Source organism: Peribacillus sp. NPDC101480, assembly GCF_050277335.1.
GTDB lineage: Bacteria > Bacillota > Bacilli > Bacillales > DSM-1321 > Peribacillus.
In genome coordinates this window covers 297995-321997 of record NZ_JBNNSB010000006.1, presented here as the reverse complement: position 1 = coordinate 321997, position 24003 = coordinate 297995, and the positions used below count along the sequence as shown (strand labels likewise).

Below are 24003 nucleotides of genomic sequence, written 5' to 3'. Positions count from 1 at the left end.
ATGTGTGGGTTTATTCGACCTACATCCGGATAATTCGACCGATGTGTGGGTTTATTCGACCTACATCCGGATAATTCGACCGATGTGTGGGTTTATTCGACCTACACCCGGATAATCCGACCGATGTGTGGGTTTATTCGACCTACATCCGGATAATTCGACCGATGTGTGGGTTTATTCGACCTACACCCGGATAATCCGACCGATGTGCGGGTTTATTCGACCTACACCCGGATAATTCGACCGATGTACGGATTTATTCGACCTACATCCGGATAATTCGACCGATGTGCGGGTTTATTCGACCTTACTCGGATAATTCGACTGTTGTGTGGAATAATTCGATCTTCTTCCAAAAAACAAAAAGCCGGCCCCTCACGATCCAGGAATCCGGCTTTGTTTTACGTTATTCAGATGTAATCATATTAGCAAGGATTGGTATTTAATCCTCATTATAGTGCTCGGTATTTTTTTAAACTAATGATATTGATGGTGATAAAGACGACGGCAAAGGCCAGGAGAATGAGCAGATCCAGTGAAATCTCATTGAACGTGAAGCCTTTGTACATAATGCCGTTCATGGCATCCGATGCGTAATAGAGAGGCATGATCTTGCCGATTTTTTGGAGCCAGTCTGACATGCCATCCAATGGGAAAATCCCTGTAAAGAAGACTTGAGGCACGATGACCAGCGGAATGAATTGTACCATTTGGAATTCAGATGTCGCGAAACTCGATAGCAATGTACCAAGCGATAATGCAACGAGCGCGACCAGTATATTCGTCAATAAAACGAGCCAAATGGAGCCAACAAGGACGATATCCAATACATTGACAGCATATAGTACGACAATTATGGTTTGAATTAGAGCAAATAAGCCATATCCGATCACATAGCCCGCTACGATTTCGTATCTTTTAATCGGGGTGGCAAGCAGCCGTTCCAAAGTACCACTTGTACGCTCCTTCAAAAGCGCAATCCCCGCTATTAAAAATACAAAGAAGAAAACGAAAAAGCTGACGAGCATCGGACTGAAGGTATCAAAACCCTTTGTGTTGGCATCTCCGTAAACATATTTCTCCTCAATTGAAGTAGTGTTTTTTTCATTCCCTTGCAAGCCTTGCATCATTTGCATTTGAACGGCTTTTGCCCGGGTCGGTTCGTCGTTCAAAAGTGTGAGTTTCATTTTCCCATTTTCAACATGCAGCCAGCCATCCGCATTCTTTTCAATCATCTTTTCCTGTGAGAATTCCTCAGCAGCCGACACTTGAAAATCCGCTTTTTTCAATGCTTTAACGATCGTTTCATCACTGCCTGTAACAACGATTTTCAAATCACTTGCTTCTGTATCGAAAATAAAATACATGAGCGTTAAAATGAGCAAAGGAGCTAGGAAGAATAAAGCAAGCGTCCTTCGATCCCGGCGCATCTGCTGAGTAATTCGAGTAACAAGAGAGGCAATTCTCATTTTAAGCCGCCTCCAATCCTTAAAAAAACATCATCAAGCGTTTCCACGGCAAATTGTGTTTTTAAAGCAGCAGGGGTTCCTGCCGCGATGATTTCACCTTCACGCAGCATCGCCAGTTTATCGCATCGTTCCGCTTCATCCATCACATGCGTCGTGATGATGATCGTCTTATCATCTTCATTTCTTAAACGCTCAAGTTCCTCCCAAATCGATTGTTTCAGCAAAGGGTCTATTCCTACTGTCGGTTCATCCAAAATGAGAATCTCCGGATTTTGGATGAGTGCAACCGCCAGTGACAGACGGCGTTTCATTCCCCCGGAATAATGCGCAACCCGAACGCTCAAATCATTAGTCAGCTGTACGATTTCAGCTGCATATTGAATGCGTTCCCTTCGTTCCTTTTTCGAAAAACGGTATAGTTTCGCAAAAAATTCGAGATTTTCAGCTCCCGTCAGTTCTGTATATAAAGCATCGGACTGTGCCATATAGCCGACATCCGTTAACAGTGCTTCATTTGGCACTTCATGATCCAGAACCGTGACTTTACCCGCATCAGGCTTAATCAATCCGACAATCATTTTAATCAAGGTGGTCTTTCCGCATCCGGATGGACCTAATAAGCCAAAAATTCCGTTTTTTTCAATATTCAGGCTTAATGGCTGAATGACCTTTTTCTGATGAAAACCCTTAGCAATCCCTTCAATGGAAATCGCATTTTTCATGCACACACATCCTCCCTCTTTAATTAACACGGTGTTGAGTGTATCATCATTCTAAGGTAGCATTCGTTCTAATACAATCAACACATTTGGAAAAATGTTTAGTGAAGGAGACATTCCATGGCATCGATTCATGAGGATATGGTACAAAAGACGAAAAAGCAGATACAACATCATTTTATTGCACTCGTTGAAGCAGAGGGGTTCTCACATGTATCAGTGAAGAAAATTGCAGAGCGTGCCAACATTAATCGGGGCACATTCTATTTGCATTACACAGATAAATATGAATTGATGGATCACTTACAGCAGGAATTGTTAAATGAACTTCAAACCCGCATTACTGCCATTTTGCCGAAAGAAGCTTTTTTGGCTCTTCATCAACACCAACTTTACCCGCCTTTCGTAGCTATTTTTCAATTCATCAGTGAACATGCCAACGCATTAAGGGCCATTCTTGGTGATCAGGGCGATCCCTCTTTTGCCAAAAAAATAAAGCGAGTATTCGGTGAAATACTGTTGGAGCGTTTGATCAGCCTGCATCCAGCAGCTAAAGATGAAGCATTCCGCATGTATATGCACGCATTCCTGACATCGGCGATTTTAGGGGTGATTACTGAGTGGCTAGAGAACTGTGAAAAACAAACGGCGGAAGAAATGGCGAAAATCCATTTTCAAATCTTGAACTTCATCAGCCAATTGCGCACATTCATCCAATGAACGATTCATTAAAGGCAGGTTCCATCAACATGCCTTTAAATCGGATTACATTTTTTCCTTCGCTTTTGCCTCTAAATAACCAACGCAAAAAAACTCATTATAATAAATGAGTTTCAAAGCAAAACAAGATATGGATTTTTCGCTCAGCATTCCGGATAGAACACAGGGAATAAATAATTGAATACCGCTAATGAATGTTGGATGCAGTTGATTTACCTTAGGGAAAACAATTTTAAGAACGGATTCTTTTTCTTATCCGTTATCCTTAACTCATCCATGATGATTTGATCCTCATGATCGGCTATCCATTTCCTTAGTGCATCTTTATCCTGGCATTGTGTTAAATATGTCTGGCCACCCTTGCCTGTAGCATTAATAACATATCTATTGAACGTCTTCTCCATAATTGCCCGCCTTTTTAATAAAATGTCTTGAATCTTTAAATACAAATGCAATGCTTTTTTCTTTATCATTTACAAAAGAAACATAAAATATATGTTAGAAAATTTTGATTGGCATCGCATGTTCTGCTTGAAATTATTGAATAAAGTACATCGATGCCGGTTATCATAATTGGATTAATCGAACCTATCATAATGTGCTAACTAATATTTGTCAATACGTTTTCTAAATGTAAATAAAACGTAAATTTTCAGTTTTGTTAAAGAAATATTTTTTTACGATTTAGGGGTTTACAACTGCTAAATGATGGGAGTAGAATACGTTTATCAATTTAATGCATTTCGGCCAAAACTCATGGAAATTGAGTACGGAGGACCCAATCATTTGGGGTTAATTCTGCCTTGCAGAAGGGATGAGATCAGCTCTTTCGCCATCCTACCCGTCAGCTAACTTCGTCGGCTAAAGCGAAGGAGGTCATAAGACCGCCTATTTCGGGAGCTTTTTTTGCACGCTTTTTGTGGCAATACAGCTATTCGATGTTTTCGCAGGTCTTTTTATTATGCCTTTAAAAAGATTCGAAAAGCAGATTGATGATTAAAAGTCATACAGTAGGGATGATCATTTGAGAATGACAAAATTGGATCCGCCAAAAATACTTGTACTTGGCTTTGCCATCCTGATACTTATCGGGGCCTATTTATTGACCCTGCCGATTTCCACAGAAAATGGTCATGGTCTTTCTTTTCTGGATGCTTTATTCACCTCGACTTCCGCTACATGTGTAACAGGACTGGTCGTTGTGGATACGGGATCGACCTTCACCACTTTTGGTGAGTTGGTCATCTTAACACTGATTCAGGTAGGCGGCTTAGGGTTCATGACATTTGCGACGTTTATCTTTTTCCTTTTAGGCAAAAAGATTTCTTTAAAAGGCAGGTTAGTTCTGCAGGAGTCGTTAAATAATCTATCCATGGCGGGTGTAGTCAGATTAGTGAAACGGCTTTTAATTTTCACGGCCATCATTGAAGGCATGGGTGCACTTATCTTATCGATTCGCTTTTCTTTTGACATGCCAATCGTTAAAGCGGTCTATTACGGGGTTTTTCATTCCATCTCGAATTTCAATAATGCCGGCTTCGATTTAATGGGGGAATTCAGGAGTTTGACCCCATATGTATCGGATCCATTCGTAACCCTTACCGTCGCCTTCCTCATCACGTTTGGAGGAATAGGTTTTATCGTAATGAATGAACTATATGAATATCGGAATACCCATCGTTTATCAGTACATACGAAGATCGTTCTAGCGACTAGCTTAACCCTTACGATTGCCGGAGCAATTTTAATCTTTCTATTCGAGTTCGGCAATGCCAAGACATTGCAGCCTTTATCTTTCATGGGTAAAACGCTGTCATCATTATTTCAATCGGTATCACCAAGGACGGCAGGCTCCAATACGCTGAATATCCCTGATTTAACTCAACCAACATTACTGCTCATCATTTTTCTGATGTTCGTCGGGGCATCACCCGGATCGACTGGCGGCGGGATTAAAACGACTACATTGGCGACGCTTGTCGGTACCGTTTGGTCACAGATTAAAGGAAAGGGTGATGTGGTATTATTCCGTCACCGCATTGTGAATGAAACGATTTTTAAAGCATTATCCGTTACATTCATTGGCGTATTCATGGTTTCACTCATCTCCATTCTGCTGACCATCACTGAAAGCGGAACTGACTTTTTGATGATTTTGTTCGAAGCCACTTCAGCTTTCGCCACCGTGGGACTTTCAATGGGTTTGACCCCGGAATTATCACCGGTCGGCCGGATGCTCATCATTTTCACGATGTTTGCAGGACGTGTTGGTCCTTTGACTTTTGCCTTTGCTATCGCCACGAGGCGCAAGCCAGATCCATTCCGACGTCCAAAAGGGAAAATCATGATTGGTTAATAATGAATGAAGGAGCGTAAAAGATGGGAAAACGACAATACGCCGTGATAGGTTTAGGCAGATTTGGAACCAGTGTGGCCCATAGATTATATACGGCAGGCCAAGAGGTTTTGGGTATTGATGTGAACGAGGAAAGAGTCGAGAATGCGGAACTGAACGTTACCCATGCAGTCATGGCGGATACGACCGAAGAAGAGACATTGAAAGCAATCGGAATCCGTAATTTCGATTGTGTCATCGTAGCCATCGGAAATGACATGCAATCGAGCATTTTAACTACCTTGCTTTTAAAAGAGCTTGGGGTCAAAAAGGTCATTGCCAAAGCACTTAATAAAAATCACGGTCAGGTGCTTACTAAGATTGGTGCCGACTGGGTGATCTATCCTGAGAGGGATATGGGGGAACGGGTCGCGAATCAGCTTCTTTCCCCTAACATGCTGAACTATATAGAGCTCTCCAAAGAATACAATATCGAGGAAATCATCCTCCCCATGAGCATGAAGGGAAAAAGCCTCAGGGAGCTTGATTTACGGGCAAAATATAATATCAGCGTCATTGCCATCGTGAGTAATGGGGAAATTATCATAGCACCCTCACCGGATCAGGATATCCATGAAAAAGATATGCTTTTAGTGGTTGGCAATAAAGAAGATCTAGCCTACTTCGCCAATATTGAATAACTGGCAGGTGCCAGCTCTTTCTTCATTGAGCCCGATACCTTATTTTTGAATGCAAGCATTATACATACGAGAAGATCACCATATGGAGGTCTTCTCGATGAAATTTATAACGAGTATTCCCATGCCCTGGATATGTATGTATTATTTTATCGTACTGATCGCTTGGGCAAGAGTGGACTTTATCGTCACTTTATCAAAAGGCAGTTGAAGCTTAACGGCAGTCATGGCTATTTCCGGCCGAAGTCCTGAAAGGGTTGTTTGAATTCCGATCAAATGTAAGGATTCAATCAATTGTGACAGCTGGTGGGCGGATGCACTATCAATTGCATGAACGCCCGAGAGGTCAATGAAAAGCCTGGTGACATTTTTTTCAGCGCACTTTTGTAAGGTGTTTTCAAGTAAGGACATGCCCCTCGCCGTATCAATATCGCCTATCAGGGGAAGTAACGCCGTATTATCTTTAAGCGAAATGATGGGAGTGCTCAATTCATCGATCGTTGCCTGTTGGGCTTTCATGATTTTATTGGCATACCTATGATTCGCTTCCGTAAACTTCTCCATCACTTCGCTGAACACCTTCACCACTATCCGATACCAGGAATTTATTTCCGCCTGCGTATAGTTTTCTCCATGCAATCCCACAAACCGGTCAATATAATCCAGGTATTGCTCTTGCGTTCGAGAAAACTCCCTCAATATAAAATAGATGGGTGTGTTTAAATGCTGCTCATCCTGACCGATATCTTCAATCCACTCACCAAGCTGCTCAAAGAATTCCCTCTCCTCTGTATCAAAGACCTGAAAGAAACGTAAATGGAATTCATTATTTTGCTGCTTAAGTTTTTTAATCACATTGGGATCTGGTGAGCTGTAAACCCCCGCCTTATCGTTTTTATTCAATGTTGCGTACCATTCCTCAGTCAATTGTGCTGCCACACCCAATAAAAAGGAATATAATTCTTTATTTCTGTGCATAAACTCCTCCTATTTAGTTTTTTATAAAAAGCAGTCGATAAATCTAACGCTGAAATCAGCATTGTCAGGGTATTGAAAAATTATCAACAAAGTAAGCATCGAAGAAAACCTCTTCCATACTTAAAAATTCTTATGATTTAAAAACCCAATGGCCCCTCTTTCCATATACCTTCCCAGCTGTTTTTGAAACCATACAACCACTGTTTTTCAAAAAAATTCAGTAAAACCTTCATCTACTATTCTGGTTCGCCCATTGTAATAGTTTTCCATTTTTAAATATCGTTAACAAATTACCCCTTTTCTTATAACAAAAAAGGACCTGATTCCAGATCCTCCGTTTAAACCCCATTTTGACTTTAGAATTACTTTTTCATAAATAAGGCCGTCCATAAACCTTGAACCCCAAAGGTTTGCTCCGATTTTTCCATTTTCCTCATCTTCCGTATTTCCACCACTTCAAAATCCTTGAAGATCTTTCTGAGTTTTTCTTCCGTAAAACCTAATTCGCCTTTAAGGCTTCTTTGCCTATATACTTCCCAATCTGAAATATCGGCACCACCCAATATGCCGCCCTCGACAAAACAGGTAATCGAATACAATCCCTTAGGCCTTAACGCCTTTTTCACCGTGTCCAAATAATTGATCCTTCTATGTGGAGCAATATGGTGAAAACAACCTGAATCAAAGACGAAGTCATATTGCCCTTCCTCAATGTCCAAATCAAATATATTCCTTTGAATGAAGTTCACATGGACATTTTTATCTGACGCTCGTTCTTTTCCCCATTCAAGGGCTTCCTTCGAAAGGTCCACCGCATCAACGGTAAAGCCCTTTTGAGCAAGGTAAATGGCATTTCTTCCAGGTCCGCATCCAAGCTCAAGAACCTTTCCCGGCCGGATTAACCCACCATCAAAATATGTAACCAAATTTTCATCAGGGAGATTTCCGAAAAAGGGTACCCCTTTTGAGCGGTCTTCATAAAAACCATTCCAGAATCCAGTTGGCTCACGCAATAACGAGTCGAGCATATTCAATAGATCTTCATGGGTTGTTATTGTCTCGGACAAAACCATCACCTCTTCCCATTGTATTCCACCATTTAATTATACTGATTTCGGCCAGTGCCTATGTAACAGCTTCATCAAAAATGCGTGACAAAGGACGTTCAAACACTATTGGACACTGTTGTTTATATGATGGTCACTGAATTTAAAGGTATCGAAGATGTGTTCAAAATATGTTCTTATAGTATGATACATTCTCACTTAATAACCCGATGTTCGGCTCATTATCCATGTTAGAAAGGACATGGTTTTTATATAAGCATGTCAAATATAATTCAGTAAATCAGATTTAGCTTCCAAACAACAAAACTCAGCTCTATGATGTATCCAGATTTCTTAGAATCCGACTCCCAATCCACTTCTGAAACATCTCTCCGCTTGTCACATCCGTTTACTGATGATTATCTTTCTATACATTCCATTCAGCATGATCGGTCGATCTTCTTCAATTTTCATATTCTTAACATGCCTACTGAACAAGTCTTCAAACCTCAAGCCAATATCCGTTCCTAAAAATCGAATGATGGGCCTCAGAAGCTTTTTGGGTAGTGAAAGCACTTCATCTTTAGAAATAAACTTATCGAATAGCATTATTTTCCCCTCGCCTTTTAAAACCCTGATCATTTCCCGAAGGCATTCATTGGCATCAGGTACAACCGAAAGAACCAAACTTCCCACTATATAGTCAAACGATTCATTATCGAATTCCATATGCTGTGCATCCATCTCGAGGAAATTGATCGATGCATCACCAAATTTCCCCTTCGCTTTTTTTAGCATATCGGCTGACAGATCTATCGCCGTTATCTCAAGGTCAAGGTTCTTGATCAGCTCCAAATCGGCCCCCGTACCTACGCCCACAAACAGAACCTTTGCATTTTCATGAAAATGCATCTCTTCAAACATTCTTTTCCTGGCATCTAAAAAGAGATGAGAGTTAAAGATTTTGTCATAAATTGGCGACCAAAATTTATAAATCACTTTATTCCACGAATTATTCAACATCCCCACCCCCTTACATACTACTTCCATGAAGCATGATAAATCCCTTCCAAGCGCATATTATCTCAAGAAAATTAGTAAAAAAGTTTGCGACGCAGTGATTCACGAAAACGGGCATGTTACTTTTCATAAACCCTCCAAACCTGCATAATCCATAGTAACCAAATTACCTTGACTGTCATAGTAATACACTATAAGATATACCAAAGGAGGTGAGGATTTGGTTCAACGACAACTATCCTCTGACTTGCTTCGCGGACATGTAGATACGATGATTCTAAAACTCCTGCAAAGTGGCGATAAATATGGTTATGAAATAAGCAAACTGATATATACGAATTCCAATGAGCAATATGAAATTAAGGAAGCGACGATGTATTCCAGCCTAAAAAGGCTGGAGAAGGACGGATGCATCATCTCTTATTGGGGAGATGCCACACAAGGCGGAAGAAGGAAATATTACAAAATCACCCCGATCGGGGAAGACACATATACCCAAAATAAAAATGACTGGGAGCAGGCCAAGCGAATACTTGAGCGCCTCCTCTAAGAAAGGAAGATGAAATGTGATTGATAAACTGAATGCACATGTTCATAGCATTTTTGCCCCGTACAAAAGTGCAAAAACTGCAAAGGAATTGGAAGAAGAACTGCTGCAAAACTTACTGGAAAAGTACAATGACCATAGAAGGAATGGTGCCAGTGAGCAGGAAGCGTATAAGCTGACTGTGGATTCGATTGGGGAAGTATCAGAGCTCATGGATTCACTCAACCTACAATACAATGTGCTTGAGCAGGCGATAAACATGGACTATTCCAGGCATCGCCTATTGGATTCCGACTTCCGCTCGGTTTCTGTGCATGATGGCAAGTTTAATTCCTGCGATTTAAGCCGTTCTGACTTCAGCCATTCCGACCTGACGAACAGCACATTTAAAAACAGTAACTTAGATCATTGCATCTTTGAAAACGCCAATTTAACTGGTACCTTATTTAAAAGTGCAAATTTAAAAGGCGTAACTTTCAAGAACAGCATTTATAATAAAACCCATTTTAAAAGCTGTAATTTATCTGGTCTTATATTTGATGGGGAAACTTTCAAACAAACCATTTTCGAAGGCTCTTCATTGAGAAAGGCATCATTCCGCGATACCACCCTCATCAATGTTCAATTTCGGATGTCCGATTTAAAGAAAATCGACTTTACTGGAGCTTCGATGGATAAACTCACTTACAACTTTTTACATGGAGCAAAGGTTGATCTTAGCGGCGTGACCATCATCTAAGGAAGAATTTCCAATGACTTTACCGATAGCGATTGTCGTATCCACCTCAATCATTTGCGTGACCGTGTTTCTGACTGCAGTCGCTTTTTAAAAGGAATGAGCATGGGAGAATGATTCATCAAGAACCCTGTGCTAAGACATGAAACGTCTTAGCACAGGGTTCTTACGTGTTCACTATACCTTTTCGGATATGCTAATCATTCAACCGCCCATCGCCTTCTGCATGAACCTTAGACTTCCACTTCAAGTTCTTTAACATAGACAGCATTCCCGGTGATTTCAACATCGTATGTGCCACCGTTTTTGGTAGCTGTAACGCGAACCCTGCCATCCTTTCCGATTTCATGACCCTGTTCGATTAACAGATGCACCTCATCTTCAAGATCATCCTTTATGTATTTTGCATAATAAGCGCCCATTACACCTGAAGCCGTTCCTGTAACCGGGTCTTCAACCGTACCTGAAAATGGCGAGGAAAAATGCCGGGCATGCATATGGGCATCACTATCGTACGTTTCCATGCAAAAGGGATGAACGGAAGCTCTTGGCATTTCCTTTAATATTTGCGGAAACAGGCTATTGTTCGCCTTCATCCTTATAAATGAATTTCTTTCTTTTACTGGTACCAGTAAAGTCCATAAACCTGTACTTCCATAAACAATAGGCAATTCACTTTCCAGATCTTCTATATCAAGGCCGAGGGAACTGGCTAATCGACCTTTATCTCCATTAAACGCTTCAAACTGCGGCGCTGCCTGCTTCATCGTAATATATATATCAGGACCCACCGTCGTATGGATCTTGATTGGCAATATACCCGCTCCTGTTTCAATCATCAGCTCATCTTTATTCAATAATCCCCTGGTCTTCAGTGCATGGATGGTAGCCATTGTCTCGTGTCCGCATAGATTCATTTCGTGTCCCGGTGTAAAATAACGGATTCTAAGATCGGCAATATCGGACTCCATCGGAAAAGAGGTTTCATTGAACCCCACCTTCACCGCTATATCCTGCATTTCCTTTTCGGTCAGTCCATCCGCATCTAAAACCACACCTGCCGGATTTCCTTTATTCGGTTTACTGCTGAACGCATCGTAATGAAAAACCCTTACCGTTTTCAAATCTAACATCTCCTATTAAATGAATGGTGCTTCTCTTGAATAGTAATTCTATATCTCTATTCATATCCCTTTTTCGTCCTATAGTAAGTGAAACAACCATTGATTTTATTTTCTGAATATTATACAATTACTCAAATTCATCAAATGTAAAATTCCATGAAGGGAAGGAGTACGTTATCGTTCTGTTCCAAAGAGAGCTGGTGCTTTGCTGAAAGCCAGTGTCCAGAATCTGACCGAAGATCATCCCCGAGAAGTAAAGCCGAAGCTTCAGTAAGCTTTACCGGTTTCCCCCGTTAAATGGGACAACGCATTAATGTGCGTTTGTTATTAAACAAGAGTGGTGCCGCGAGTTCAAATCTCGTCTCTTAAAGAGACGGGATTTTTTGTTTTTAACCTAATCAATGAAAATAACGGGAAAGCAGGTGCAGGATTCATGCAGAAACTATTATTCGTAACGGATTTATACTATGAAGCAAAAGGAAGAAATTATTATGAGGAGGATTTGTACCTTACCTCGAAGCTTAGAGAAGATTTTCAGTTAGTACTTTGCCATCCTGAAGACATTGAAACGTTTGAAAAGGATTTTGACTTGATCGTCTTTCGAAATGCCGGTCCAGTAGCCAATTTTAAAGATAAGTATCTAGCATTCCGTAATAGAGTGGCTGCTGGTTATTTGAAAACGTACAATTCATTTGTTGGAAAGGCTGATATGAACGGGAAGGAATACTTAATTGAACTGACGAATGCCCATTTCCCTGTCATTCCGACCATCGATTCACTTGAATCTTTAAATAAACTTCCCAATGTGGAAACGTATATAGTGAAGCCGAAAGATGGCGCGGATTCCATTGGTTTGGAATTTGCCACGAAAGAAGAATTGGGAGATAAAATGGATGCAGAATCAAAAAACACATTGGTACAGCCATTTATCAACTTTGAGTATGAAGTCTCTTTTTATTTTATCGATAAGGAATTTCAGTATGCCCTTTATGCCCCTGATAAAGAGAAAAGGTGGGAATTAAAAGAATATGCACCTACTGAAGCAGACCTGGCCTTTGCTAAACGATTTATAGAATGGAACAATCTTGATTGGGGAATCCAACGCGTTGATGCCTGCCGGAATGAGCAAGGTGAACTTTTATTAGTAGAACTGGAGGACTTAAACCCCTATCTGTCCCTGCTGGAATTAACGAATGAAACACGTCAGAATTTTGTAGAAGCCATGAAAAAATCAATCCAAAAAGCTCTTCAGGCTTAGTATAAAGTGCGAGGTAGGTCGAATAACTGCGTCAACGGCGGAAAAAAGTTAGAAGAAAAAATATTGGAAATAGACAGAAGACAAAGAAGAAAATAAAAAGTGGTGGAAGTTTTAGGATTAAACTTTCACCACTTTATTTATGGACAAATAAGAATCTCACTTGCAAGCTCCGATTTTATGAATCGCAGGCGAGGTTTGCGATATCTCTTCTTTTTAGCCGTCATTTTGAAAAACGACTCCTTTTTCATTTATATTTTTTGCCGTTTACTGGTTGCGAATATTTTATTAAATATTGTGTGACTTATTATATAAACCGGTATGATTAACAAATATATATAAACATTATGTGGCATATATTCAGTAAAATAGCAAATGAATATGATTAACCATATAATTAATACTAAATACTTTAATACAACTTTCATTTAACTATCTCCTTTTAGGAATTCGGTTAGTATATCTTATCGTCTAGAGGAAAATCGAGAAAAAAGGAATTCCCACTTTTCCCAAAAAGAAAAAAGCCTGAAGCGGTTTTTCTGCTCCAGGCTTTTTTTTTATCTTTTGGTCTTCATGTAAATTTGAAACAAAGTTTGATCAAAACACGCTATTAATATATTTAGTTTAGCATTGAACTAAAGAATTAATACCAACGAGTATATAAATATTCCCACCAATAACCACCACCATATACACCTTGAAAGAGAACCTTAACAGTAGCACGTGCAGTATACCCTGCATCATTAACCTGCAAAAAGTTTAGTGAAAATAGATTTAAAATGACCTAAGATATTTGACTGCCGTCTCAGCATATATCTCGGCAGATTCTACTAAGTTCTCCACTGAAACCCGCTCATCGTACCCATGGATAGTGTGTTCCAGCCCAGGACCGTAAAGGACGGTATCAATGCCATGGCGCCGGAAATGACTGGCATCACTTGAACCAAGCAAAAGTACGCTGAAGACGGGTTCCTCCATTCCAAGGACACTCTGGATTCCCAGTTCTATGGCCCTGACAATTGGACGATTCTCTAAGGTCCAGTTCGGGTTAGTACAGGGTACCATTGGCTCTACAACCGCACCTGGCGCTACAGCACTAACAAGATTCCTAGCGACATCAAGTACAAACTCGGGCTTCATACCGAACGGAACCCGGGTATCCACTTTAATGATACACTTGTCTGCGACGACGTTCACATTTGTTCCGCCCTGAATTATACCTGGATTGTAAGAGGGACGATAAAGTAACTGTGACAGTAAGGGATTTCCTAGACGCTGAGATAGGAGCCACTCAGTATTGTACAAAAGTTGACAAGGCTCTGCCGGAGGCGTTGCCTTGAGCTCCCATAGCTTGGTTAGTGCATCGACCGCGGCTGCCCCTCTTCGTACGGCGGAGATTCCATAAAGCGGTTGTAGGCTGCCATGATCTGTCTGACCTGGTATAATCACCTGCATCCATGCCTTGCCCTTTTCACCGGCATTCGGATGGTGGGGGTCCGTTGGTTCACCAATCAGACAAGCATCACCCTTAATCAATCCTTGATCCAGGAGCGAGGCCACCTCAATGCCGCCAGTCTCTTCATCCGGAGAGGCAATAACTCCTAGGCTACCTTTCAAATTAAGAGTGGGGGCGAACTCCTGAAGTAGTCCAGCCACAAAAATCAGTGATGCCAAGCCTCCTTTCATATCGGAGGCTCCCCTACCCAAAAGCATACCTGCTCTGACTTCTCCTGAGAATGGATCGAAGGTCCAATCTGAACAATCGCCTGCAGGTACGACATCTGTATGTCCACAAAATAGGAGCCGTGGACCGGGTACCCTGGTTAAGGGAGCATCACAGACCACGGTAACCAGTGCATTTTCGCTACGGCGGTGCTCGGTAATCAAGAACCCTTTTGCTGCTAGGTATCGGCTAATATGGCGTCCCATTTCTGCTGACTGCTTCATAAACTCGGGCGATGGATTTTCAGTTGGAATTCGAATAAATGAAGCAGCAAGTTCGACTAATTCCTGTTGCCTTGACCTTATCAGCTGCCGGATTATTCTGGTACTCATATAAATACGTCCCCTCCATGTCCAGTATTAGCTGCAGTATTTCTATACTATTCTATGTGCTGTTCCTAGATCATATTTCTGGGGTTCAAAGTGGGGAAACATTTGATACATGTTATTTAAAGTCGCGTTCAATGCTATAGTTAAACTTAATAAGCCAAAGATATATAGGGGTAGCGTCCGGAAAATGTGCTTAACGTTGTAAATCCGCATTTTCCTGACGCTACCCTTATATAGTAAATATAAGATTATGTAGTGGTAATGCCTAACCCCCGTTATCTTAACAACAATTCTTTCAACTATTTAGCTAATTATGCTTGACTGGTTTTAGGGTTTTTGACTTGCTGAGGTGAAGCATTGAAACGGCTGGAAGGCAGTCTTATCCCCTATGCTCAGGAACCTTCTACCCGAAGGCGCTACTGTAAGTTTTAGAGGTTGCATCAAGCAACCGTCAAGCAGGCTCGATGGACAAGCTATCCCCCCTAAAAACATTTGTGAGCTTACAAAGTTATATAGATATAGATATTAATACTAATGCTAAACTTGTCTGTTTAATAACGATAATTAATTAAACAAACATAGAATCAAAAAGGGCGCGGATTTCTGAAATTAGCTGCAACATTCTTTACATAAAAAAACTGCAGGCAAACTCGCTTTTCTTCGAGTTTGCCTACAGTCTGAAACGACTTACGCGTCCCAAGGAACCATTAATTCATTTGAGATTTATGCCATTTCCACGCACTTTCAATAATTTCTTCCAAATCTATCGATGCTTTCCATCCAAGCTCTTCATATATCTTATTTGCCGAAGCAACCAGACGGGCTGGATCTCCAGGGCGACGTTCTGCATACTCTATGGTCGGTTTTACTCCTGTGACCTTTTCACAAGTGTCGATTACATCCTTAACCGAAAATCCTTTTCCATTCCCAAGATTGTAGGTGGCCGTATCCTTCTTCCTGGATAATAGGGCTTGAAGGGCGATTATATGAGCTTGAGCTAAATCCGTTACATGGATATAGTCACGAATGCAAGTGCCATCTTCTGTGTCATAGTCCGTTCCAAACACGGAAATCTTCTCACGTTGACCTAATAAATGCTGTAAAATAATAGGAATCAGGTGTGTTTCCGGATCATGACTTTCACCGATTTCTGCCGACGCATGTGCTCCAGCCGCATTAAAGTAACGCAAGACGACATAATGAAGTCCATATGCATTTGCAAAGTCCCCTAAGATCTGCTCTACCATCAATTTCGAGCGGCCATATGGATTAATCGGATTGGTTGGCTGATCTTCATCTATCATATCAACATTTGGTATCCCGTACGTAGCTGCCGTTGATGAGAAAATGAAATTCTTAACATCATGCTTGAGCATGGTATTCAATAATGTAAGAGTTGCACCTACATTATTATCATAGTATTTATAAGGATCTTGAACAGACTCCCCAACCAAGCTATTAGCAGCAAAGTGCATAACAGCTTTAATGGGATACTTAAGGAATATTTCATTCAAAACTTCCTCGTCCCCTAAATTCCCTTCCACCAAGATGGCCTTCGAATCAACCAGCGAACGAAAACCGGTTGAGAGATTATCCAGAATGACTACCTCTTCAGTATTCACTAACTCTTTTACAAGATGACTTCCAATATATCCTGCACCGCCAACGACCAAAATCATATAGAATTTCTCCTTTTACTGTAAGCTTAAATGAATCATTGCCAAATCTCGCAACCTATATATGTGAGGCTCTACTAATTATAAAGAACCCATCATTTTATAAGCATTTATTGAAGGTTTCCATGGCCAATCCATTATATTGGGTGTAATCAAACTTCGCTAGTTCAGGATTATCATTATTTACCATAGTAGATAAGCCCTTTTCCAGTCCATCTACGCTATTTTCGACAAGTAAACCATATTTACCGTTTTCCAAAACGGTTCGGTTAGCCACTATATCAGTAGCCATGATTTTCATTCCTAAAGTCATTGCTTCCAATAATACCATAGGCTGCCCTTCATAATGTGAGGAAAGAACGAAGCAGTCACATTTTTCCATGAACGAAAATGGATTTTCAAGCTGGCCTAAAAGATGAATGGAATGATTTAAGCCCAGCTCATCAATGATTGCCTGCAAATCTTCCTTTAAAGGTCCTTGTCCTAAAATATATAGTTTACTATTTTTGTGTTTTTCATGAAAGCCTGCGAATGCACGAATCAAATTATCTTGCCCTTTTTCTGGGGATAATCTTCCCATATTGACAAAGTTAAAATCATTTTTATCAGGATATGGAACGAATTGATCATTCACTTCCAATCCATGCACCTCTTGTACGATTAACGCCTGTTTATCGATCCAACCAATAGATATCCCGTCCAATAATATATGGGCATAAGTACCAAGTTGAGTAACCGCTTCTTTATCGAATTCCACGATCCGGCCATTAAAGGTTGGTCCATTTTCCAAGACCATGGCATCTTGCAGCCCATAAGGCTTATCCCAAATATGGTAATCGCCTAAGTTAATTTCGGCAGTGCCGCGCACTTCCCGTTCTTTTAACAGGATTGGCTCTTCTATGATTTCGAATGCCCCCGTATTTAACCAGCCTATTCTCTTATTATCGATTTCGAAAAGGTAATAGCCGCCTTTGTTGGTTCTGTTATACTTTACGATTCTGACGATTTGCCCTTCAAAATCGATTGCCTTGCTCACTCTTTTAGCCTTGTAGTTCGGATATGCCTTCGTCCAGATTGTATGGTCTTCCGGGTTAGTTATTTTACCGTACTTCTGATTACCGGTGTTTATTTCCTTCAGCGTTCTATTCTCAATCTTATCAATGAACTTTTTATTGTTTTTATAGTTTCTGGATATTATATACTTTCTTTTCATCATGATTTGCAGCTTGTCATTAAAGCTCATATCTTCATTGATTGTACAATGTTCAAGCATGGATAAAGCTGAATTATCTATCCAGCCTATTATCTTGTTTTTTACAGATATTCTGCTATAAATCGAATGCTGGGTTTTTGCTTCCCTATCGACTTTTACAATGATTCCTTTAAAATCATGACTGCCGGAAACTTTGTACGTTCCTTCGACTTTATACGGCAAGGACCAAATATAGTTCGATCGAGGTCTTACTAACCTTGCAATTTTATCCACTTCTTTTTCATAAATGATGCTGTCTGGCAACAGCTCCACAGCTTCTTCACTAATCCAGCCTATTATTTGATTGTCATGACTGAATTTGTAAAATGTCTTTTGATCAGCATGGGCTTTTCTCGAAATGACGATTTCAGCACCTTCAAATCGTTCTTCCAGTCGAAATTGGATTGAATTCGGGATTCCAGGAAGGGTATTCCAAACTTGATTATCCTTGACATCGGTTAATATCGCCCTTGCTTTGAAGTTTTCTGTGATCATTGCCTTTTCATCATGCTCGATAGCTTCAGATTCATTTGACTCGATTTGAAGGATTTTATCCGGGTTGATAGAATTCATTACATAATCAAATTTATCGAAGTCTGCATACTCCAATAGATTCTTTCGGTTTAATTCCATCGTTCCCTTAGAAACACTTACTAGCTTATCAAATCGATTGTATACCGAAAAAATCCCTCTTAGATTGATACGGTGAGGTCTCTTTCCATTAATGATGCGCTCACTATCAGAAAGCAAATCATTATGCATATAACAAACTTTCTTTTTTGCATCTGCCGCCAGCAGATATTTAGCCCAATAATGACTATAACCGCTAAAATCGATAACAAAATCAAACTTTGTTTTACCGAATAAACGTGCATGCTCCCTAATATAAGCATTTTCCGGGTAAAGCTTCTTCCCTAAGAAGCCTCTTTCCCCTCTGTTATGGATGAATTTGTCTTTGTAGACTTCCAAAAATTTATACACAGGCAAGCCAGGTTTGAATAGAAAACGCACATTCTTATTGACCTTGCCCATATTTTTCAAAACCTCGTACGAGTGAGGGGTGGCAGTAAAACAGCTGACATCATATTTATCATAATCAATATTATTCATTAAGTTAAGGAATGAGGATGTAATTCCGTTATCCCTCAATCCGCCCGGATAAATCAATATTTTTTCCTTTGTGGAATCCAGCCCGGTAATTGTATTTAGTTGTTTCGTAGACTTATTGAAAATATTATTGACTATTCTTTCTGTTACTTTTCCATCCTCATGGTTCGTGAATTTTCCCTGCATTTTTTTATATTTATCGGAATATCTCAATTCCACATTTTTAATATCTTTAATGGCTAGTGCCAGTTCTTTTGAGTTAAAAAGCAGCGGTCCCGGAAGTTCGTCATTTTGGAGATATTGTCCCCTTTGCTCTGCATAAACGTCCGTGTCCCAAGTGTAAAATAGAATTGGCTTATCGGTAACAAGGTAATCAAAGAATATGCTGGAATAATCCGTGATAAGCAAATCAACTGTAGCAAGCAATTCATTTGTATCCACATAGTCAGGTATTAGCACATCCTTGATTTCCGAATGCTTGGCCGCTTCTTTATATAGAAATGGATGCACCTTAATAAATAGGTTATATTGTTCACCGATTTGACTTTGTAAATAGTTAATATCCGCAATGATTTGAAGAAGATCGTTATCCACTTTGGCAAGGTTCGTCCCCTTCCAAGTCGGGGCATATAAAATATTTTCCTTGGCATCACTGACTTTCAAACCTAGAGTCCTTAGATACTCCTTATACTCCCCCGAATCCGTATTCAACGTCAAATCGATCCTCGGATATCCTTCTTCTATAATTTCACCTTTATACAATCCATTTAACTTATAGCTATGTGTAAATATGTTGGTAGTATGGGTATTAGGGCTCAAAATGAAATCTGCACTCAAAAAGTTCCTGACAACGTTTTGAGAGACCGAAGGATTACCCGGTATATCAAAGCCCATATTCTTAAGGGGAGTTCCATGCCAGGTATTGATGTAAATTTGATCGCTTTTAGGGATGAAGAAAGACTGGAATGTGGAGTTATTGATTAAATACTCACTTGTTGCCAACCATTTTAAATATTCCTTTGAATTACGCTGAACGAATTGAACATTCGGCATATCCTTATACTTCGCCATTACACCTGAGAGGACGCTGAAATCCTGGATGGACCATATGTGCATAAAATCTTGATAGCCTTGATTTTCAAGCATATATTTAAACATCGCGTACGGACTGTCAGTCATACTGTTTCCATCACGACTCTCATATAGAATCGTGTTTTTTTGCACGCTTAATTTCTCATAATACTTTGCATATCTATTTACGCGCTTATGATTTTCCTTTAATAGGAAATTAGCGATAGGTTGTTTAAGGAAATCGACTTTTCTTTTTATTACCTTCTTATTCACTAAATAGGCATCCCCTTTTATGGATTTATATTCACCATTCAAAATTATGTTTGCCTTTCATTAACCAAAAATAACAACTATGAATGATCAATAGTTGGAGATTTTCTAAAGATGATTACTACATTAAATTAAAAGATTATGAATGGCAGTAATAGTTTATTTGTCCACTGCCTTATGCATTTCGAGGATATTTTCCATTACTTTTATGATGTCGTCTCTTAAATCGGGACGTTGCAGGGCAAATTCAATTGTCGTTTTCACAAAGCCATCGACAACGCCGACATCATAGCGTTTTCCTTCAAAATCGTAAGCGAAGACTTTTTGGATTTCATTCAGTTTTTGGATGGCATCCGTTAACTGGATTTCACCGCCGGCCCCTGTTTCCTGCTTGGCCAGGAAATCGAATATTTCCGGAGTCAGTATGTATCTTCCCATGATGGCTAGATTGGATGGTGCCGTTCCTTGTTTTGGTTTTTCGACGAAACGGTTCACTTCGTATCTTCTGCCTTCTTGCGTAAGCGGGTCAATGATGCCATATCTATGCGTTTCGCTCTCATTTACCGGCTGCACCCCAATGATGGACGAACCTGTCGCATCATATTCGTTGATTAATTGGCGTAGAGAAGGAACATCGCTTTCAACGATATCATCGCCTAAAAGGACGGCAAATGGCTCATCACCAATAAAGTTACGTGCACACCATACAGCATGTCCGAGGCCTCTCGGTTCTTTTTGCCTAATGTAATGGATATTAGCTAAATTGGATGGGTATCGCACCTTCTCCAATAAATCGAATTTCCCTTTTTCACTCAAGTTATTCTCTAGTTCGTAAGCATTATCAAAATGATCTTCTATTGCTCGTTTATTCTTTCCTGTGACAATGATTATATCTTCGATTCCCGCTTTCACGGCTTCTTCTATAATATATTGTATAGTTGGTTTATCGACTATTGGCAGCATTTCTTTAGGCATAGCCTTCGTTGCGGGCAAGAATCTAGTGCCTAGTCCCGCTGCAGGTATAATGGCCTTTTTAACTTTTTTCATTCTTTGTAACTCCTTCATATTAAGATAAATCTACAAAAAACCCCATTTTTTTCTGAATCATCCTTTTCATAGTAACATAGACTCGTTTTTTGTAAATATCTTAACAGAAAAATTCCTTCTTTTGTAAACGCATCCATAAATTAAACTTCCAAGTAATGCAATAGCCCGCTTTCTTCTTGAAAAAAATAAGGCCTATCCCTGATATTTCAGGAAAAGGCCTTATTTTTCTTAATTATATGACTGATAGGTCCAAGGGCTCAGAATTATTTATTTAGCACTATTGATCATACCATGAATATTTTCCATGAAAGCATTCATGACCTGCTTCAATTTCAACTCGGCTTCTTCCATCGTTTCACTTTGGATCCCAAAATAGAATTTGATTTTAGGTTCTGTACCAGATGGCCGCAAGCATACCCATGTGCCATCCTCAAGGAAGTACTTAATTACATTTGATTTAGGTAAATCAATGACTTCTTCCTTATTTGTGCCCACCGTCAGCTTCACACCGCTTTGATAATCCTCCTGGATCGTTACAGCTTTTCCGGCAATTTGCTTTGGAGGAGCCTCACGGAACTGATTCAGTATCCCTTGAATCTGCCCGGCGCCTTCAATCCCCTTTAAGGTCAATGACTGAAGTCCCTCCAGATAATACCCGTACTTTTCAAAGATGGTAAGCAATCCTTCATATAGATCCATGCCCTGTTTTTTATAGTGGGCACAAACCTCCACCGCAAGAATGGCCGCTTGGATCGCATCTTTATCACGGGCAAAATCCTTGATTAAATAGCCATAACTTTCTTCATATCCGAATAAGAACGTGTGCTTGCCGCTATCCTCATATTCATTGATCTTTTCAGCGATGAATTTAAAACCCGTTAATACATCAACGGTCCCTAAACCATATTCCTTAGCGATTCTGCGCCCAATTTCAGAAGTTACTATCGTTTTTAAGACAACTCCATTGGAAGGTAAAGTGCCTTTCGCTTTCTTTTCTTTTAAAAGATAATCCAATATTAGTGCACCTGTTTGATTACCTGTAAGCACCACATATTCGCCATCTTTATTTTTAACGGCGATACCGAGTCGATCTGCATCCGGATCTGTTGCGATCAAAAGGTCTGCAGATACTTCATTTCCTAATTCAATGGCCATTTCAAAAGCTGCATGCTCTTCCGGGTTCGGGGATTGAACTGTCGAAAAATTGGGATCAGGCAATTCCTGCTCTTTTACAACGTGTACCTTGTCGTATCCCAGATCTTGTAAAGCACGTCTGACAGACTTATTTGCCGTGCCATGAAGCGGTGTGAATACAACTGTCACATCCACCTCTTCACTTAAATCTTTGTTTTCGGGCACAGTAAGCAATTTATCATTATAAGCGGTATCGATATCCTCTCCGACAATCTCAATGAGGCCTTGCGCTTTCAATGTCTCTTCATCTTTTACCGAAATGGCAAGTTCGTTTTCAATCGCATTCACGAATTCTATCACTACATCAGCCGTTGCCGGAGGAAGCTGTGCACCATCTGGCCCGTACACTTTATAGCCATTATATTCAGGGGGATTATGACTTGCTGTAATAACGATCCCAGCATAGGCATTCAGTTCACGAACGGCAAAGGATAACTCCGGCGTTGGCCTCAACTCATCGAATAGATAAGCCTTGATTCCTTCTGTTGCCAGGGTTTTGGCTGCTTCCAAGGCAAATTCAGGCGATTTAAAACGTGAATCGTAGGCAATCGCGACACCTCTGCGTTTTGCTTCATCACCCATCGATTGCAGATAATGGGCTAATCCCAATGTTGCTTTACGGACTGTATATAGATTCATCCGATTCGTACCTGCCCCAATTTCCCCGCGCATACCGCCTGTGCCGAATTCCAAGTTCTTATAAAACGCATCTTCTATATTCTTTTCATCATCTTGCATCTCGTTAAGTAATGATTTCATTTCATTATCAAGGGCTTCGAAGTTCACCCATGAGTCGTAAGAACATTTCCAATTCATCTTCTAATAGTCCTTCTTTCTTTGTTGGGAATTCTAAATGTTTCTACTAAAATCTAACAATAAAAATTAATAAAAAAAAGCCTCTTTAGGACTTTATCGCTATATTATCTGCAAAAAATGGACATCAGTCAATATTTTTGGCAAAAATTTGTTATACATAATAGAAAAAAAATGGACGTCACCAGGGCGACGTCCACTTAATTATTCAGCTTCGGCAACAACGGTAAAGCGTTGGTTGATGTGCTTTGGAATTTCAATTTCATCAAGTACTGCAAGGGCAAAATCAGCATAACTTACATAGCTTTCACCCTTTGAATTTACAAGAAGGTTATCTTTCCCCAGTTTATACCCACCTGTTCTATTTCCTTGCGGATCAAAGAAGGCGGAAGGACTGATGAACGTCCATTGGATGCCAGTCGCATTTTGCAGATCTCCAAGGTTCTTGGATTGATTAAAGGCTGTTGCAAAGTATTCTTTAGGGAACTCAGGCGTATCCAGTACACGGATCGTTTTTGCCTCGTCAACGAAAAGGCTTCCAGCTCCGCCAACAACGATCAGTCTAGTTTGAGGCGCCCCTTTCATTGCGTCAATCAGGATTTTTCCTGCATCGACATGCAGATGTTCCTTCCCCGGAGCAGCGCCAAAGGCATTCACAACCACATCGAATTCTTTAAGATCCTCTGCTTTCAGATCGAATACGTCTTTTTCCAGTACGGATAATCCTTGGATTTGGACTTTGGCTTCATCCCTTACAATAGCCGTAACTTCATGTCCCCTAGTCAATGCTTCGTTTAAAATCAGACTTCCAGCTTTTCCGCTTGCACCAATAATAGCGATTTTCATATTAAATTCCTCCTATATATTGTTATAG

General features: G+C 40.2%; 19 protein-coding genes, 1 riboswitch and 1 other annotated feature. Of the genes, 6 read left to right on the top strand and 13 right to left on the bottom strand.

Annotated elements, in window-relative coordinates:
• Positions 1 to 452: 452 nt before the first annotated feature.
• Both ACQKMF_RS20770 and ACQKMF_RS20765 read right to left on the bottom strand, forming a co-directional pair.
• Entirely contained in the window at positions 453 to 1469 is a 1017-nt protein-coding gene (locus tag ACQKMF_RS20770; RefSeq protein ID WP_402944188.1) for an ABC transporter permease, read from the bottom strand.
• Entirely contained in the window at positions 1466 to 2191 is a 726-nt protein-coding gene (locus ACQKMF_RS20765; RefSeq protein WP_427574731.1) for an ABC transporter ATP-binding protein, read from the bottom strand. The genes ACQKMF_RS20770 and ACQKMF_RS20765 overlap by 4 nt, the downstream gene beginning before the upstream one ends.
• A 117-nt stretch (positions 2192 to 2308) precedes the next feature.
• On the opposite strand from ACQKMF_RS20765, the gene ACQKMF_RS20760 reads away from it, so the two are divergent.
• Positions 2309 to 2908, top strand: coding sequence for a TetR/AcrR family transcriptional regulator C-terminal domain-containing protein (locus tag ACQKMF_RS20760; protein ID WP_427574729.1), 600 nt, complete (start codon positions 2309 to 2311; stop codon positions 2906 to 2908).
• 212 nt (positions 2909 to 3120) lie between these two features.
• Here the strand turns inward: ACQKMF_RS20760 and ACQKMF_RS20755 are convergent, their stop codons facing one another.
• A complete protein-coding gene (locus ACQKMF_RS20755; RefSeq protein WP_076370632.1) occupies positions 3121 to 3312 on the bottom strand; it encodes a hypothetical protein in 192 nt (63 codons plus the stop codon).
• Between the two features lie 331 nt (positions 3313 to 3643).
• Positions 3644 to 3786: riboswitch (cyclic di-AMP (ydaO/yuaA leader) on the top strand.
• A gap of 152 nt (positions 3787 to 3938) precedes the next feature.
• Between ACQKMF_RS20755 and ACQKMF_RS20750 the strand changes: the two genes are divergently transcribed.
• Positions 3939 to 5264: a TrkH family potassium uptake protein gene (locus tag ACQKMF_RS20750; protein ID WP_427574727.1), complete on the top strand. Its 1326-nt coding sequence runs from the start codon at positions 3939 to 3941 to the stop codon at positions 5262 to 5264.
• Positions 5265 to 5287: 23 nt separating this feature from the next.
• Complete coding sequence (locus ACQKMF_RS20745; RefSeq protein WP_101224793.1) at positions 5288 to 5944, top strand: potassium channel family protein; 657 nt, start codon at positions 5288 to 5290, stop codon at positions 5942 to 5944.
• A 141-nt stretch (positions 5945 to 6085) separates the two neighbouring features.
• On the opposite strand, the gene ACQKMF_RS20740 is transcribed toward ACQKMF_RS20745, so the two are convergent.
• The 3 genes from ACQKMF_RS20740 to ACQKMF_RS20730 all read right to left on the bottom strand — a co-directional run bounded on the left by ACQKMF_RS20740 (position 6086) and on the right by ACQKMF_RS20730 (position 8985).
• On the bottom strand, positions 6086 to 6919 hold the full coding sequence (locus ACQKMF_RS20740) for an STAS domain-containing protein (RefSeq protein ID WP_101224794.1): 834 nt from the start codon (positions 6917 to 6919) through the stop codon (positions 6086 to 6088).
• Positions 6920 to 7281: 362 nt separating this feature from the next.
• Positions 7282 to 7986, bottom strand: a complete 705-nt coding sequence (locus ACQKMF_RS20735; RefSeq protein WP_427574724.1) for a class I SAM-dependent methyltransferase — start codon at positions 7984 to 7986, stop codon at positions 7282 to 7284.
• Between the two features lie 378 nt (positions 7987 to 8364).
• Complete coding sequence (locus ACQKMF_RS20730; protein WP_402944206.1) at positions 8365 to 8985, bottom strand: class I SAM-dependent methyltransferase; 621 nt, start codon at positions 8983 to 8985, stop codon at positions 8365 to 8367.
• 271 nt (positions 8986 to 9256) lie between these two features.
• Here ACQKMF_RS20730 and ACQKMF_RS20725 point away from each other — a divergent pair, with 271 nt between their 5' ends.
• Positions 9257 to 9535, top strand: coding sequence for a PadR family transcriptional regulator (locus tag ACQKMF_RS20725; RefSeq protein ID WP_373459010.1), 279 nt, complete (start codon positions 9257 to 9259; stop codon positions 9533 to 9535).
• A gap of 16 nt (positions 9536 to 9551) precedes the next feature.
• Positions 9552 to 10271 (top strand): pentapeptide repeat-containing protein, encoded by a 720-nt coding sequence (locus ACQKMF_RS20720; protein WP_402944208.1) that lies wholly within the window; start codon positions 9552 to 9554, stop codon positions 10269 to 10271.
• A 230-nt stretch (positions 10272 to 10501) separates the two neighbouring features.
• On the opposite strand, the gene ACQKMF_RS20715 is transcribed toward ACQKMF_RS20720, so the two are convergent.
• Positions 10502 to 11392, bottom strand: a complete 891-nt coding sequence (locus tag ACQKMF_RS20715) for a PhzF family phenazine biosynthesis protein (RefSeq protein ID WP_427574722.1) — start codon at positions 11390 to 11392, stop codon at positions 10502 to 10504.
• 147 nt (positions 11393 to 11539) lie between these two features.
• Positions 11540 to 11761 (top strand) — a binding site (T-box leader).
• Positions 11762 to 11825: 64 nt separating this feature from the next.
• Between ACQKMF_RS20715 and ACQKMF_RS20710 the strand changes: the two genes are divergently transcribed.
• Positions 11826 to 12650, top strand: a complete 825-nt coding sequence (locus tag ACQKMF_RS20710; protein WP_427574720.1) for a hypothetical protein — start codon at positions 11826 to 11828, stop codon at positions 12648 to 12650.
• A 771-nt stretch (positions 12651 to 13421) separates the two neighbouring features.
• On the opposite strand, the gene ACQKMF_RS20705 is transcribed toward ACQKMF_RS20710, so the two are convergent.
• From ACQKMF_RS20705 to ACQKMF_RS20680, 6 genes are all read right to left on the bottom strand, one after another.
• Positions 13422 to 14702: a M20 family metallopeptidase gene (locus ACQKMF_RS20705; RefSeq protein WP_427574718.1), complete on the bottom strand. Its 1281-nt coding sequence runs from the start codon at positions 14700 to 14702 to the stop codon at positions 13422 to 13424.
• 704 nt (positions 14703 to 15406) lie between these two features.
• Positions 15407 to 16378, bottom strand: a complete 972-nt coding sequence (gene galE, locus ACQKMF_RS20700) for a UDP-glucose 4-epimerase GalE (RefSeq protein WP_427574716.1) — start codon at positions 16376 to 16378, stop codon at positions 15407 to 15409.
• Positions 16379 to 16475: 97 nt separating this feature from the next.
• Positions 16476 to 20078: a CDP-glycerol glycerophosphotransferase family protein gene (locus ACQKMF_RS20695; RefSeq protein ID WP_402944224.1), complete on the bottom strand. Its 3603-nt coding sequence runs from the start codon at positions 20076 to 20078 to the stop codon at positions 16476 to 16478.
• 156 nt (positions 20079 to 20234) lie between these two features.
• Positions 20235 to 21122: a UTP--glucose-1-phosphate uridylyltransferase GalU gene (galU, locus tag ACQKMF_RS20690; RefSeq protein WP_101224801.1), complete on the bottom strand. Its 888-nt coding sequence runs from the start codon at positions 21120 to 21122 to the stop codon at positions 20235 to 20237.
• A gap of 267 nt (positions 21123 to 21389) precedes the next feature.
• Complete coding sequence (locus ACQKMF_RS20685; RefSeq protein ID WP_402944228.1) at positions 21390 to 23132, bottom strand: phospho-sugar mutase; 1743 nt, start codon at positions 23130 to 23132, stop codon at positions 21390 to 21392.
• A gap of 201 nt (positions 23133 to 23333) precedes the next feature.
• Positions 23334 to 23975, bottom strand: a complete 642-nt coding sequence (locus ACQKMF_RS20680; protein WP_427574713.1) for an NAD(P)-dependent oxidoreductase — start codon at positions 23973 to 23975, stop codon at positions 23334 to 23336.
• Positions 23976 to 24003 lie beyond the last annotated feature (28 nt).

What these genes read in the sequence shown, in the direction of transcription:
- ACQKMF_RS20770 (WP_402944188.1), bottom strand. Translation starts at nt 1,469, where the DNA reads ATGAGAATTGCCTCTCTTGTTACTCGAATTACTCAGCAGATGCGCCGG.
- ACQKMF_RS20765 (WP_427574731.1), bottom strand. Translation starts at nt 2,191, where the DNA reads ATGAAAAATGCGATTTCCATTGAAGGGATTGCTAAGGGTTTTCATCAG.
- ACQKMF_RS20760 (WP_427574729.1), top strand. Translation starts at nt 2,309, where the DNA reads ATGGCATCGATTCATGAGGATATGGTACAAAAGACGAAAAAGCAGATA.
- ACQKMF_RS20755 (WP_076370632.1), bottom strand. Translation starts at nt 3,312, where the DNA reads ATGGAGAAGACGTTCAATAGATATGTTATTAATGCTACAGGCAAGGGT.
- ACQKMF_RS20750 (WP_427574727.1), top strand. Translation starts at nt 3,939, where the DNA reads ATGACAAAATTGGATCCGCCAAAAATACTTGTACTTGGCTTTGCCATC.
- ACQKMF_RS20745 (WP_101224793.1), top strand. Translation starts at nt 5,288, where the DNA reads ATGGGAAAACGACAATACGCCGTGATAGGTTTAGGCAGATTTGGAACC.
- ACQKMF_RS20740 (WP_101224794.1), bottom strand. Translation starts at nt 6,919, where the DNA reads ATGCACAGAAATAAAGAATTATATTCCTTTTTATTGGGTGTGGCAGCA.
- ACQKMF_RS20725 (WP_373459010.1), top strand. Translation starts at nt 9,257, where the DNA reads ATGATTCTAAAACTCCTGCAAAGTGGCGATAAATATGGTTATGAAATA.
- ACQKMF_RS20710 (WP_427574720.1), top strand. Translation starts at nt 11,826, where the DNA reads ATGCAGAAACTATTATTCGTAACGGATTTATACTATGAAGCAAAAGGA.
- ACQKMF_RS20705 (WP_427574718.1), bottom strand. Translation starts at nt 14,702, where the DNA reads ATGAGTACCAGAATAATCCGGCAGCTGATAAGGTCAAGGCAACAGGAA.
- galE (WP_427574716.1), bottom strand. Translation starts at nt 16,378, where the DNA reads ATGATTTTGGTCGTTGGCGGTGCAGGATATATTGGAAGTCATCTTGTA.
- galU (WP_101224801.1), bottom strand. Translation starts at nt 21,122, where the DNA reads ATGAAAAAAGTTAAAAAGGCCATTATACCTGCAGCGGGACTAGGCACT.
- ACQKMF_RS20685 (WP_402944228.1), bottom strand. Translation starts at nt 23,132, where the DNA reads ATGAATTGGAAATGTTCTTACGACTCATGGGTGAACTTCGAAGCCCTT.
- ACQKMF_RS20680 (WP_427574713.1), bottom strand. Translation starts at nt 23,975, where the DNA reads ATGAAAATCGCTATTATTGGTGCAAGCGGAAAAGCTGGAAGTCTGATT.